The sequence below is a fragment of the Streptomyces paludis genome (genome assembly GCF_003344965.1).
Lineage (GTDB): Bacteria > Actinomycetota > Actinomycetes > Streptomycetales > Streptomycetaceae > Streptomyces > Streptomyces paludis.
In genome coordinates, this window is record NZ_CP031194.1 from 5,381,362 (window position 1) to 5,393,197 (window position 11,836).

Annotated in this window: 11 protein-coding genes; 5 read left to right on the top strand and 6 right to left on the bottom strand. The window is 71.0% G+C overall.

What is annotated here, in order from left to right:
* Positions 1 to 13 precede the first annotated feature (13 nt).
* Together DVK44_RS23805 and DVK44_RS23810 are read left to right on the top strand one after the other, a co-directional pair.
* Positions 14 to 1,108 carry an SIS domain-containing protein gene (locus DVK44_RS23805; protein WP_114661579.1) on the top strand — a complete coding sequence of 365 codons (1,095 nt, stop codon included), beginning with the start codon at positions 14 to 16 and terminating at the stop codon, positions 1,106 to 1,108.
* Between the two features lie 304 nt (positions 1,109 to 1,412).
* Entirely contained in the window at positions 1,413 to 2,912 is a 1,500-nt protein-coding gene (locus tag DVK44_RS23810; protein WP_181957669.1) for a PAS domain-containing sensor histidine kinase, read from the top strand.
* 239 nt (positions 2,913 to 3,151) lie between these two features.
* Here DVK44_RS23810 and DVK44_RS23815 read toward each other — a convergent pair whose 3' ends face one another.
* A complete protein-coding gene (locus DVK44_RS23815; protein ID WP_004937597.1) occupies positions 3,152 to 3,409 on the bottom strand; it encodes a WhiB family transcriptional regulator in 258 nt (85 codons plus the stop codon).
* A gap of 315 nt (positions 3,410 to 3,724) precedes the next feature.
* Positions 3,725 to 4,693: a diacylglycerol/lipid kinase family protein gene (locus DVK44_RS23820; protein WP_114661581.1), complete on the bottom strand. Its 969-nt coding sequence runs from the start codon at positions 4,691 to 4,693 to the stop codon at positions 3,725 to 3,727.
* 269 nt (positions 4,694 to 4,962) lie between these two features.
* Between DVK44_RS23820 and DVK44_RS23825 the strand changes: the two genes are divergently transcribed.
* The gene (locus DVK44_RS23825) at positions 4,963 to 5,343 is read left to right on the top strand and encodes a hypothetical protein (protein WP_114665390.1); all 381 of its coding nucleotides are present in this window, start codon (positions 4,963 to 4,965) and stop codon (positions 5,341 to 5,343) included.
* A 45-nt stretch (positions 5,344 to 5,388) separates the two neighbouring features.
* On the opposite strand, the gene DVK44_RS23830 is transcribed toward DVK44_RS23825, so the two are convergent.
* The 3 genes from DVK44_RS23830 to DVK44_RS23840 form a co-directional block, all read right to left on the bottom strand.
* Entirely contained in the window at positions 5,389 to 6,516 is a 1,128-nt protein-coding gene (locus tag DVK44_RS23830) for a SigB/SigF/SigG family RNA polymerase sigma factor (protein WP_408055355.1), read from the bottom strand.
* A complete protein-coding gene (locus tag DVK44_RS23835) occupies positions 6,513 to 6,926 on the bottom strand; it encodes an ATP-binding protein (protein WP_114622250.1) in 414 nt (137 codons plus the stop codon). The genes DVK44_RS23830 and DVK44_RS23835 overlap by 4 nt, the downstream gene beginning before the upstream one ends.
* Before the next feature lie 244 nt (positions 6,927 to 7,170).
* The gene (locus tag DVK44_RS23840) at positions 7,171 to 7,431 is read right to left on the bottom strand and encodes a UBP-type zinc finger domain-containing protein (protein ID WP_114665391.1); all 261 of its coding nucleotides are present in this window, start codon (positions 7,429 to 7,431) and stop codon (positions 7,171 to 7,173) included.
* A 35-nt stretch (positions 7,432 to 7,466) separates the two neighbouring features.
* On the opposite strand from DVK44_RS23840, the gene DVK44_RS23845 reads away from it, so the two are divergent.
* Positions 7,467 to 9,068, top strand: a complete 1,602-nt coding sequence (locus DVK44_RS23845; RefSeq protein ID WP_114661585.1) for a Na+/H+ antiporter — start codon at positions 7,467 to 7,469, stop codon at positions 9,066 to 9,068.
* A gap of 141 nt (positions 9,069 to 9,209) precedes the next feature.
* Here the strand turns inward: DVK44_RS23845 and DVK44_RS23850 are convergent, their stop codons facing one another.
* Positions 9,210 to 10,172, bottom strand: coding sequence for a 1-aminocyclopropane-1-carboxylate deaminase/D-cysteine desulfhydrase (locus DVK44_RS23850; protein WP_114661587.1), 963 nt, complete (start codon positions 10,170 to 10,172; stop codon positions 9,210 to 9,212).
* A gap of 171 nt (positions 10,173 to 10,343) precedes the next feature.
* Here DVK44_RS23850 and DVK44_RS23855 point away from each other — a divergent pair, with 171 nt between their 5' ends.
* The gene (locus tag DVK44_RS23855) at positions 10,344 to 11,750 is read left to right on the top strand and encodes a family 2B encapsulin nanocompartment shell protein (RefSeq protein ID WP_114661589.1); all 1,407 of its coding nucleotides are present in this window, start codon (positions 10,344 to 10,346) and stop codon (positions 11,748 to 11,750) included.
* Positions 11,751 to 11,836 lie beyond the last annotated feature (86 nt).

Genomic DNA, 11,836 nt, shown 5'->3' on the forward strand with positions numbered 1-11,836 from the left:
GAGGCGATCCCGCATGTCTGCCGCGTATCCGGAGGACGGCCCCGTCGAATGGCCCGGTCGCCTGATGTCCGCCGAGGTCACGGAGCAGCCCGCCGTACTGCGGCGGATCCTCCAGGACGGCGAGCCGCGCATCCGCGAGGTCGCGGCGGTGATCGCGGCCCGCAAACCGCGCTTCGCGCTGCTCGCCGCCCGGGGCACCTCCGGCCACGCGGCCCTCTACGGCAAGTACCTGCTGGAGATCCGGCGCGGGCTGCCCTGCGGGCTCGCCTCCATGTCCACGGTGACGACATACGGGGCGCGCCCGGATCTCACCGGCGTGCTCTTCGTCGCCGTCAGCCAGTGGGGCGGCTCACCGGACCTGGTGGCGTCCACCTGGGCGGCCAGGGAGGCCGGGGCGATCACCGTCGCGCTCACGAACAACCCCGACTCGTCGCTGGCGGCCGTCTCGGAGTTCCATATCGATGTGCTGGCCGGTCCGGAACGGGCGCTGCCCGCCACCAAGTCGTACACCGCCTCGCTGCTCTCCCTCTACCTCTTCGTCGCGGCGCTCGGCGGCGGCGAACGGGGCGACGCCCACGACGACCGGCCGTCCCTCGCGCCGCTGCCGGAGCTGGCCGAGGAGATCGTCGCGCGCCGGGACGAGATCCGCGCGCTGGCCTCCCGGTACCGCTTCGCCGAGCGGATGATCGTCACCTCGCGCGGCTACAGCTATCCGACCGCCCAGGAGGCGGCGCTCAAACTGATGGAGACCTGCTACCTGCCCGCGCTCGCCTTCTCCGGCGCGGACATGCTGCACGGCCCGCTCGCGATGGTCGGCGACACCTCGGCGGTGATCGCGGTCGTACCCGACGGCAAGGGCGGCGAGGCGCTGCGCCCGGTCCTTGACCGGCTGCGGTCGCGGGGCGCGGACCTCTTCGTGATCGGTACGGAGCGGGAGGTGCGCCGGGCGTCGGCGGGCTTCGTCCTGCCGACGGAGGGGGTGCCGGAGCGGCTCCAGCCGATCCTGGAGATCCTGCCGCTGCATCTGCTGACGTACGAACTCTCCCGCGCCCGGGGCCATGACCCGGATGTTCCGCGCGCGATGGCCAAGACGCCGGAATCCCGCTGACGTCTGTCGCCGGACCACCCGCGGGCCGCGGCGCCGGGTCGGGACCCTCAGCCCGCCGGCACCGCAGCCCCGAATGCTCGGCCGGCGGGTGTGCGGTCCCGCGCGGCCGTGGGCGAGGTCCCGTCGCAGTCAGGGCAGAGAGCGTCCGGGGCCTCGGTCCACCCTCCTGTGCGGGGAGGATGGGGGTATGGGGGAATGTGTTCGATCCTGGTACCCATTGTGGACTAGACCGCTTCTCCCGGCCAGACCCAGGTCCGGGCGGATCCGAATGTGCCACGCGGGTACGCTCGCGGGTGTGCCCTCCATGAACGACCTCGTACGCCAGCACACAGCCCTCGGTGAATCCGACCTGGAGTGGCTGCATCTGCTGGTATCGGAGTGGCAGCTGCTCTCCGACCTCTCCTTCGCCGACCTCGTGCTCTGGGTCCCCACCCGCGACGGGACGCGCTATGTGTCCGTCGCCCAGATGCGCCCCAACACCGGTCCCACCTCCTACCAGGACGACATGGTCGGCCATCTCGTGCCGCGTGGCCGGCGTCCGCTGCTGGACGCCGCGCTCGACGAGGGGCGGATCGTCCGGGAGGGCGACCCCGAGTGGCGTGAGGAGGTGCCCGTACGGGTCGAGTCCATTCCCGTACGCCGCGAGGGGCGGGTCCTCGGCGTCATCGCGCGCAACACCAATCTGCTCACCGTGCGCACCCCGAGCCGGCTGGAGCTGACGTATCTCCAGTCCGCCTCGGATCTGGCCCAGATGATCGCCGCCGGGTCCTTCCCGTTCCCCGGCCAGCAGGTCGACATGGACTCCTCGCCGCGCGCCGGCGACGGGCTGATCCGGCTCGACGCCGACGGGATCGTGCAGTACGCGAGCCCCAACGCGCTCTCCGCGTACCACCGGCTGGGGCTCGCCTCCGACCTGGTGGGGCACCACCTGGGCCGGACCACCGACGAACTGGCCCCCGCCCGAGGTCCGGTGGACGAGGCGATGGTCAAGCTGGCCAGCGGTTACGCGCCCCGGGAGACCGAGGTCGAGGGCGGCGACGGGGTGATCCAGCTGCGGATCATCCCGCTCAAGCCCAAGGGTGTCCGGATCGGTTCGCTGGTGCTTCTCCACGATGTGACGGAACTCCGTCGTCGTGAGCGCGAGTTGATCACGAAGGACGCGACCATCCGGGAGATCCACCACCGGGTGAAGAACAACCTCCAGACGGTCGCGGCCCTGTTGCGGCTCCAGTCGCGGCGGATGGAGTCCGAGCGCGGCCGGGCGGCGCTCAACGAGGCGGTCCGGCGCGTCGGTTCGATTGCCATCGTCCATGAGACGCTGTCCCAGAATCTGGACGAGCGGGTCGAGTTCGACGAGATCGCCGACCGGGTGCTGGCGATGGTCGCCGAGATCTCACCGGGCACGGTCGTCTGCCGCCGTACGGGACGGTTCGGCATCCTGGACGCCGAGGTGGCGACCCCGCTGTCGATGGTCCTCACCGAGATTCTCCAGAACGCGCTGGAACACGCCTTCGCCCAGGGGGAACACGGCACGGTCGATGTCTCGGCGGTGCGCGGCGGCGGTGAGCCGCAGGCCGGGCGGGGGCGCGCCGCTCACGCGGACGACGCGCGGCTGATGATCACCGTGCAGGACGACGGGCGCGGGCTGCCCGAGGGGTTCGATCCGCAGCGCGGCGGCAATCTGGGGCTCCAGATCGTGCGGACGCTGGTGGAGGGCGAGTTGGGTGGCACCTTCGACATGGTGCCGGCGCCGGTGCGCGGTACGCGGGTGATGCTGGACATCCCGGTGAAGCCGCACAAGTAGCGCGAGTGGGGGAGCAAGCCGCCGAAAAGGGCGGGCACGGAGAGTGATCACGCTCGTACGCCGCTCCCGTGCGTCGTACCCGAACACAGCAGCGAGCCCCGGACCGTGGTGTCGGTCCGGGGCTCTGTTCGAAGCTCACACTGCGATGCGCATCGGGGGGTACTGCGCGCTGCGTTTCGGGGGCGGGGCTATGCGTACACGCTGTACGCTCCGCCGTCCAAGGTTTGTGGCAGGGGGCTTCAGGCGGTCGCGTTACGCGCCCGGTTGCGAGCGGCACGGCGCTTCATAGCGCGGCGCTCGTCCTCGCTGAGGCCACCCCACACACCCGAGTCCTGGCCGGACTCGAGCGCCCACTGCAGGCACTGCTCCATGACGGGGCAGCGACGGCAGACGGCCTTGGCTTCCTCGATCTGCAGCAGCGCAGGACCGGTGTTGCCGATGGGGAAGAACAGCTCGGGGTCTTCCTCGCGGCAAACGGCGTTGTGACGCCAGTCCATGGCTGCTACCTCTCTTGTGTATCGTGCGGGTTGCTTGTGAATGTGAACGCTTTCACGAATCCCTCGACAAGGGAAGGGCCGACCGCCAGGAGAACTGGTGTGGTCCTGTGTTTGAGGAGGGGTTCTGGCTCTCGTGGAGGCCGATGTTGCGGGCCGTCCCGATCGCCATGTAGAGACTCGCAAACCTCGGCGGCGGATACAACCCCTTCTGGAAAGTTTTTTTGGATTCCTCGGTGTCGACTAGGTCACAGCCGTACTTCCATGGGGTGGATCCCAGCCTAAACGTTCGAGTGAAAGGAGTTTCGCTCCTTCCACTCACACAATCACACGCAGTGCACGGCGAACGCCTGTGAACGTCACACTCGTACGCACTCCAAGGTGGTCACCGTCCATCTGAAAAGGGAGGGGTGCCTTCGAATGCAAGGTGAAGTCGGTCAGGTCGTGCAGGGATACCGCGTGACGTCCGTGCGGGCCCCGGTCGGGGGTCGATGTGAGCAGTTGAGTCCCATATATGGCGGCCGCCGAGGTCGACATGCTGGTCAGTCCGAGGACATCGAGCGCCGAGTCGAAGGACGCCGTGGGGGACGAGTACAGCGGGCGATTGCCCAGATAAGTGTAGGGAGCGGTGTTGCAGATTATGGAGAGGACGAGATCCTCGACAGGATCTGCACCGGGCCGCTCCAATGTGATCATTCCGTGTCGGCGGTGCGGCTCCTCCAGGAACTGACGCATCACCTGCCGGACATAAAGCGCGTGCGTCGAACGTTTTCCGCGTTCCCGGTGCTGTTCGACCCGGCCGACCACTCCCGCGTCGAATCCGAATCCCGCGTTGAAGGTGAACCAGCGGGCCGGCGCGGCCTCGTCCTCCGAGCCCGGCGTCCCGGCCGCCAGTCCCAGACCGACCGTACGTTCGCTCCGCAGCGCCAGCGCGTCCAGGATCGCGCCGGTCGCCTCGACCGCGTCGTTCGGCAGGCCGAGCGCGCGGGCGAAGACATTGGTCGAGCCGCCGGGGACGACCGCGAGGCGCGGCAGCCGGTCCGGGTCGGGGCCGTGGTGCAGCAGACCGTTCACGACCTCGTTGACCGTGCCGTCCCCGCCGAGCGCCACGACCAGCTCGATGTCGTCGGACTCGGCGGCCCGGCGGCCCAGGTCGCGGGCGTGCCCCCGGTACTCGGTGGTCACGGCCTCCAGCTTCATCTCGCTGGCCAGCGCGTGGATCAGTACGTCGCGGGTGCGGGCGCTCGTAGTGGTTGCTGCCGGATTGACCACGAGGAGTGCGCGCATGACGAGCAGATTACCGGCCGGACGGCCCCCGGTCGTCCCCGGCCGTCCCTGGTTCTCCCCGGCCGGGTGGTGGGCGGCGGCGGGCGGGCACGGGCAGTGGCTACGCTGCTGGGGTGAGCAGCGACAAGAAGCGGCCCCGTCCCGCGAACGCCCCCGAACCGCCCGAATCGACCACGCCCGCCGGATCGGACGGATCGGGTGGATCCGATAGATCCGGCGAATCCGGTGGATCGGACGGTTCGGCGGATCCCGGCCCGCGCCCCGGCCGGCTGACCGGTGCGGCGGCCGTCTGCGCGGTCGAGGCGCTCGCGCTGGCCGTCTGGGGGGTGTATCTGCTGGTGATGGGGCTGCTCGGGCGGCCCGACAGCCCGCAGCAGGCCGAGATGGGCGGGCTCACACTGATCGCGCTCGGCGTCATCCCGCTGCTGGCCGCGCGCGGGCTGCTGCTGCGCCGGAGCTGGAGCCGGGGGCCCGCGCTGATCACCCAGATCATGGCGCTGCCCGTCGCCTACACCCTGCTGACCTCGACGGGCGGGCTGATCCCGGCCGGTATCGCGCTCGCGGCGCTCGCCGTGACGGGGCTGGTGCTGATCGTCAACCCGACGACCACCGAGGCACTCGGCATCCGGGGGCCGGCGGGCGGAGCGTAACCCCGCCCGCCGCCGTACCGCCGGTGCGCGCTCTTGTGGCGGCTGCTACTCCTCCACCAGCAGCCGCTCGCGCAGCTGCGCGAGGGTGCGGGCCAGCAGCCGGGAGACATGCATCTGGGAGATGCCGACCTCCTGCGCGATCTGGGACTGCGTCATATTGCCGAAGAACCGGAGCAGCAGAATCCGCTTCTCCCGGGGCGGCAGATCCTCCAGCAGCGGCTTGAGGGACTCGCGGTACTCGACGCCCTCCAGCGCCTCGTCCTCCGAGCCGAGCGTGTCCGCCACGGCCGGGGACTCGTCGTCCGTGTCCGGGACGTCCAGCGACAGCGTGGAGTACGCGTTGGCCGACTCCAGCCCCTCCAGCACCTCTTCCTCGGAGATGCCCAGCCGCTCCGCCAGCTCATGGACCGTCGGCGACCGGCCGTGCTGCTGCGACAGCTCGGCCGTGGCCGTCGTCAGGGAGAGCCGCAGTTCCTGGAGGCGGCGCGGCACCCGTACCGCCCAGCCCTTGTCCCGGAAGTGCCGCTTGATCTCCCCGACCACCGTCGGGGTCGCGTACGTCGAGAACTCGACCCCGCGCTCCGGGTCGAACCGGTCCACGGACTTGATCAGACCGATTGTCGCGACCTGGGTCAGATCGTCCAGCGGCTCGCCGCGGTTGCGGAACCGCCGCGCGAGATGCTCGACCAGCGGCAGATGCATCCGCACCAGCTGATTGCGCAGCTCCGCCTTCTCCGGGGAGCCGTCGGGCAGTTTGCCCAGCGCGATGAACATCGCCCGCGCCCCGCTGCGGTCGTGGGGATCGTGCCTGCCGCCGCGCTCGCTGCCGCGTTCGGACGCGGCGGGAGTGCCGCTCGGCGCGTCGCCGGGCGGGCCCTCGGCGCCGGGCGTATCCGTATCGCCCGGCGGGCCGCCCGGCGCGTCCTCGCGCTGAATCCGCTGGTTCTCGTGCTGCTCGCTCATAAGGGCCGCCCGCTCTGACTGCGCCTGCTCCGCCGCGGCCGTCTGGCCGTCACATCCGATCCTCGGGAGGCCGTCCTCCGGGTGGGGACGGGCCTGCTGCTCCGGGATGCCCGCGGGGGAGCGCGCCGGCTCCGCCGGGGCGCCGTGGCCTCCCCGCGGCTCCCGTGGGATGTGTCCTTCGTCCCGCACCGGTCCGTCCCCGTTCGTCACGCCGGCCCGGGTCCCGCGCCGCGCTGTTTGTACAGACTGATGGTGACCGTACGGTCCTCGGCGACCGTCGAGTCGACCTTGCCGGCCAGTGCGGAGAGCACCGTCCAGGCGAAGGTGTCGCGCTCCGGCGCGCGCCCGTCGGTGGTGGGAGCCGAGACGATCACTTCGAGTGAGTCCTCGACAAGGCGGAACACGCAGCTGAGGACGGAGCCGGGCACGGCCTGCTGGAGCAGGATCGCGCAGGCTTCGTCCACCGCGATGCGGAGGTCCTCGATCTCGTCGAGGGTGAAGTCCAAACGCGCCGCGAGACCGGCCGTGGCCGTACGCAGCACGGACAGATAGGCACCCGCAGCGGGCAGCCGGACTTCCACGAAGTCCTGGGTCCCGGGCTCACCTGCGATCTGGGACACCCTCACCTCCAAGGTGGCACAAGCTCTTCAGGGCTCCGGGACGGGAAGTGTCCAGGAGCCTTCGCGGTACGCGTTATTACGTAGCCGGTCTGGACTGGCGACGCTATCGCGATCCATGGTGCCGTGTCGCCGGGACCCCCGATCGGCGATGGTCACTCATGGTAAACATATGACCACGGAGTGTGGCTAGGGGTCTGTGGTGCCCAATTACGAAGAACCGGCGGAGGGTTGACGTACCCAGTCGTCAGACGATCGAACCGTCCACATAGCACCACCGCCAGCTCTCCCCGGGCTCGAAGCTCCGCATCACCGCGTGCCCCGTCTCCTCGAAGTGCCCGGTCGCGTGCCGGTACGGCGACGAGTCGCAGCAGCCGATCTGCCCGCAGACCAGGCACAGCCGCAGCTGTACGGGGTGGCTGCCGACGGCGAGGCACGCGGGACAGGTGTCGCCCCGGGGGGCGGGTTCGGGGCGCGGCAGATCCGCGATGTGGACGCACTCGCTCATGATGACCAGGTTACGACGCATGTGAGGACTGCCGTATGGACGTATTGCCGCTGGTCGCGCTGGTGGCGGGCAGCGCGGCGATCGCCGGGGCCGCTCGCCGGACCCCGGTGGCCGCGCCGCTGCTGCTGGTGGCCGCCGGGCTTGTCGCCGCGTACATCCCGGGCGTGCCGGAGTACGCCCTCGACCCGCACATCGTGCTGCCGTTGGTGCTGCCGCCGCTGCTCTACACGGCGGCGGTGGACAGTTCGTACCTCGATCTGCGGGCGAATATCAGACCGGTGGCGCTGCTGTCGGTGGGCTATGTCCTCTTCGCCACACTCGCCGTCGGCTGGCTCGCGCACCGGCTGGTGTCCGATCTGCCGCTCGCCACCGGGCTGGTGCTCGGCGCGGTCGTCGCGCCGCCGGACGCGGTGGCGGCCACGGCGATCGCCCGGAAGCTCGGGCTGCCGAGCCGGATCACCACGATTCTCCAGGGCGAGTCGCTGCTGAACGACGCGACGGCCATCACCGCGTTCAAGGTGGCGCTGGCGGCGGCGGTCGGCGCGGGCGCGAGCTGGGGCAGCGGCATCGGTGAGTTCGCGCTGGCCTCGGTCGGCGGGGTGGGCGTCGGGCTGCTGCTGATGGTGCCGCTGCACTGGCTGCGGTCGCGGCTGACGGAGGCCCTGCTCCAGAACACGCTCTCGCTGCTCATCCCGTTCGTCGCGTACGCGGCGGCCGAACAGGTCGGCGCCTCCGGGGTGCTGGCCGTCGTGGTGGTCGCGCTCTATCTGGGCCACCGCTCGTGGCAGGTCGACTTCGAGACGCGGCTCCAGGAGGCCGCGGTGTGGAAGATGGTCGCCTTCGTCCTGGAGTCGGCGGTCTTCGCGCTGATCGGGCTGCAACTGCCGGTCGTACTGCGGGGGCTCGGGGAGTACGGGGTCGGGGAGGCGCTCGGGTACGCCGTCGGGATCTTCGTGGCGGTGGTGGTGGTCCGCTTCATCTGGGTCTTCCCGGCGACCTTCGTGCCGCGCGCGCTCTTCCCGCGCCTGCGCGAGCGGGAGCCCGACACCGACTGGACGGCGCCGGTGATCGTCGGCTGGGCCGGGATGCGGGGCGTGGTGTCCATGGCGATCGCGTTCTCGATTCCGCTCACGCTGGACGACGGGAAGCCCTTCCCGGGCCGGAACCTGGTCCTCTTCCTGACCTTCGCCGTGGTGATCGGCACCCTGGTCGTCCAGGGGCTGACGCTGCCGCCGCTGATCCGGCTGCTGAAGCTGCCCGGCCGCGACCGCCAGGCCGACACCCTGGCCGAGGCGCAGGCCCAGAGCGAGGCGTCGGCGGCGGCCGAACGGCGGCTGGACGAGCTGCTGGCCGATGACGCCAACGCGCTGCCCCAGCCGCTGGCCGACCGGCTGCGGACCGTACTGGAACGGCGCCGCAACGCGGTCTGGGAGCGGCTGGGGGCCGTCAACGAGGTGACGGGGGAGTCGGCGGACGAGACGTACCGGCGGCTGTCGCGCGAGATGATCGAGGCCGAGCGCGCGGTCTTCGTGGAGCTGCGGGACCGGCGGCGGATCGACGACGAGATGATGCGGACGCTGCTGCGCAGGCTGGATCTGGAGGAGGCGGCGGTGTACCGGGAGGACGGCTCGGACTGAGCGGGGGCGGTGGCGGACGGGGTCCGTCGCGTACGGCTGCCACGCGCGGGCCGGGCGTGTACCGGTCTGCCGCGTACGGCTGCCACCGCGCCGGTCGGCCGCGTACGGGCTGCCACGCGTCGGTCGGCCGCGTGCGCGCGCTCACGGCCCGTCGGCCGGCTCGGTCGGCTCGGTCGGTTCGGGGGTGCCCGTGATGACGGCGGCGACGGTGGTCCCGGGCGGGAAGGCGCCCTCCGCCGCCAGTGTCGTCAGGCCGTACAGCATCTTGGCGACATAGAGCCGCTCCACGGCCAGCCCGTGCCGCTCCTCGAAGTCCGCCGCGAAGGCGTCCAGCTCGGCCGGGACACGTGCGAACCCACCGAAGTGGAACCGGTCTTCGAGCCTCCACTCACCGGCCGGACCGGCGAACGCGGCGCGTTGGAGGTCCCGTATCCCCGCGTCCAGAAAACCGCCCCGCAGTACGGGAAAGCCCAGCGCGCGCCCGTCCGCCCCCAGCCCGGCGGCCAGTCCTGCCAGGGTTCCTCCGGTGCCGCAGGCGACGGCGACGGTATCGGCGGCGCCGCGCAGCTCCCGGCCGAGTTCGGTGCAGCCATGCACCGCGAGGGCGTTGCTGCCGCCTTCCGGTATGACGTAAACGGAATCCGCTTCGAGGCCCGCGCCGGCCAGCAGCGCGGCCACCTCGGCGGGCTCAGACCGGCGCCGGTAGGCCGTACGGTCCACGAAGAGCAGCCGCATCCCGTCTGCGGCGCACCGGGCGAGCGACGGGTTCAGCGGCCGGGCCGCCAGCTCGTCGCCCCGGACAACCCCGACCGTCGCGAAGCCCAGCAGCCGGCCGGCGGCGGCGGTCGCGCGCAGATGGTTGGAGTACGCGCCGCCGAAGGTCAGCAGGGTGCGCCGGCCCGCCTCGGCCGCCGCGCGCAGATTCGGCGCGAGTTTGCGCCACTTGTTGCCCGCCAGCTCCGGGTGGATCAGATCGTCGCGCTTGAGCAGCAGCCGTACGCCGTGCCGGGCGAAGCGCTCGTCCTCGGCCGGACGCAGCGGCGACGGCAGCCGGGGCCGCAGCGCGGTGAGGTCGCCGGGGCCGGGCGTTCCGTGCGAGGTCATGGCCCCATTGTCGTATCGCCCGGCGGCTTGTCGTATCGCGTGCCGGGGCCACTGATGCCCCGATTCCGGCGATCCATTCCCACTCGTATGAGTAATGGCGCGAGTACGCCAAGTGATGGAACGATTTCCTGGCAGGTCGAACCATGATCGGGAAACGAGGGGGCACACTTCATGTCGGTTGCTGATGAGGTCCGCACGGCACAGATCCCGCCCCAGCAGAGTCTGGGTACGGACGCCGCGCGGAACCTGGCGACCACCACCAAGTCCGCGCCGCAGATGCAGGAGATCACCTCGCGGTGGCTGCTGCGCATGCTGCCATGGGTGCAGGTGCAGGGTGGTACGTACCGGGTGAACCGCCGGCTCAGCTACGCCGTCGGGGACGGGCGTGTCACCTTCGTCCAGACCGCCGACCGCGTCGCTGTCATCCCCGCCGAGCTGGGCGAGCTGCCCGCGCTGCGGGAGTACGGCGACGAGGACGTCCTCGCCGAGCTGGCGCGCCGCTGCGAGCAGCGCGAGTTCGCGGCCGGACAGGTCCTGGCCGCGGCGGGTGACGCGGCGGACGAGGTCTATCTGCTGGCGCACGGCCGGGTCCAGAAGCTGGGCACGGGTCCCTACGGCGACGAGGCGGAGCTGGCGGTCCTCGCCGACGGCTCGTACTTCGGCGAGCAGGCGCTGGTGGACGGGGACGCCACCTGGGGCTTCACGGCCCGCGCCGTCACGGCGTGCACCGTCCTGGTGCTCACCCGGAGGGACGTGCTGAACCTCGCCGAGCGCGAGGACTCGCTCCGCGGCCATCTGGAGTCGTTCGCCTCCGTGCCGGCCCAGCGGACCAACAAGTACGGCGAGGCCGCCATCGACCTCTCCGCGGGCCATGTCGGCGAAGCCGTCGTACCGCACACGTTCGTCGACTACGAGGGCTCGCCGCGCGAGTACGAACTGAGCGTCGCCCAGACCGTGCTGAAGGTCCACAGCCGCGTCGCGGACCTCTACAACCAGCCGATGAACCAGACCGAGCAGCAGTTGCGGCTCACGGTCGAGGCGCTGCGCGAGCGCCAGGAGCACGAGCTGATCAACAACCGCGAGTTCGGGCTCCTCAACAACTGCGACTACGGCCAGCGGCTCCAGCCGCACGACGGCGCGCCGACCCCGGACGACATGGACGAGCTGCTCTCGCGCCGCCGCGGCTCGAAGCTCTTCCTGGCCCACCCGCGCGCCATCGCCGCGTTCGGCCGCGAGTGCACCAAGCGCGGGGTCTACCCGGACAGCGTGGAGATCGGCGGCCACCACGTGCCGGCCTGGCGCGGAGTGCCGATCTTCCCGTCCAACAAGATCCCGGTCTCCGACGCGCGGACGACCTCGATCATCTGCATGCGTACGGGCGAGGCCGAGCAGGGGGTCATCGGGCTCCAGCAGAGCGGTATCCCGGACGAGATCGAGCCGAGCCTGTCGGTCCGCTTCATGGGCATCGACGAGCAGGCGATCATCTCGTACCTGGTGACGGCGTACTACTCGGCGGCCATTCTGGTGCCGGATGCCCTCGGCGTGCTGGAGAACGTGGAAGTGGGCCGCTGGAGCTGACGCCGGCGGGACGACCGGCACGGGTGGGCGTGACAGGGGGCGCGCCCACCCGCGTACCGGCGGATACCCGCACGGGCCGGTACGTG

Bases quoted from the DNA above. Each gene is read 5' to 3' on its own strand.
- DVK44_RS23805 (WP_114661579.1), top strand. From the start codon at position 14: ATGTCTGCCGCGTATCCGGAGGACGGCCCCGTCGAATGGCCCGGTCGC.
- DVK44_RS23810 (WP_181957669.1), top strand. From the start codon at position 1,413: ATGAACGACCTCGTACGCCAGCACACAGCCCTCGGTGAATCCGACCTG.
- DVK44_RS23815 (WP_004937597.1), bottom strand. From the start codon at position 3,409: ATGGACTGGCGTCACAACGCCGTTTGCCGCGAGGAAGACCCCGAGCTG.
- DVK44_RS23820 (WP_114661581.1), bottom strand. From the start codon at position 4,693: ATGCGCGCACTCCTCGTGGTCAATCCGGCAGCAACCACTACGAGCGCC.
- DVK44_RS23840 (WP_114665391.1), bottom strand. From the start codon at position 7,431: ATGAGCGAGTGCGTCCACATCGCGGATCTGCCGCGCCCCGAACCCGCC.
- DVK44_RS23845 (WP_114661585.1), top strand. From the start codon at position 7,467: ATGGACGTATTGCCGCTGGTCGCGCTGGTGGCGGGCAGCGCGGCGATC.
- DVK44_RS23850 (WP_114661587.1), bottom strand. From the start codon at position 10,172: ATGACCTCGCACGGAACGCCCGGCCCCGGCGACCTCACCGCGCTGCGG.
- DVK44_RS23855 (WP_114661589.1), top strand. From the start codon at position 10,344: ATGTCGGTTGCTGATGAGGTCCGCACGGCACAGATCCCGCCCCAGCAG.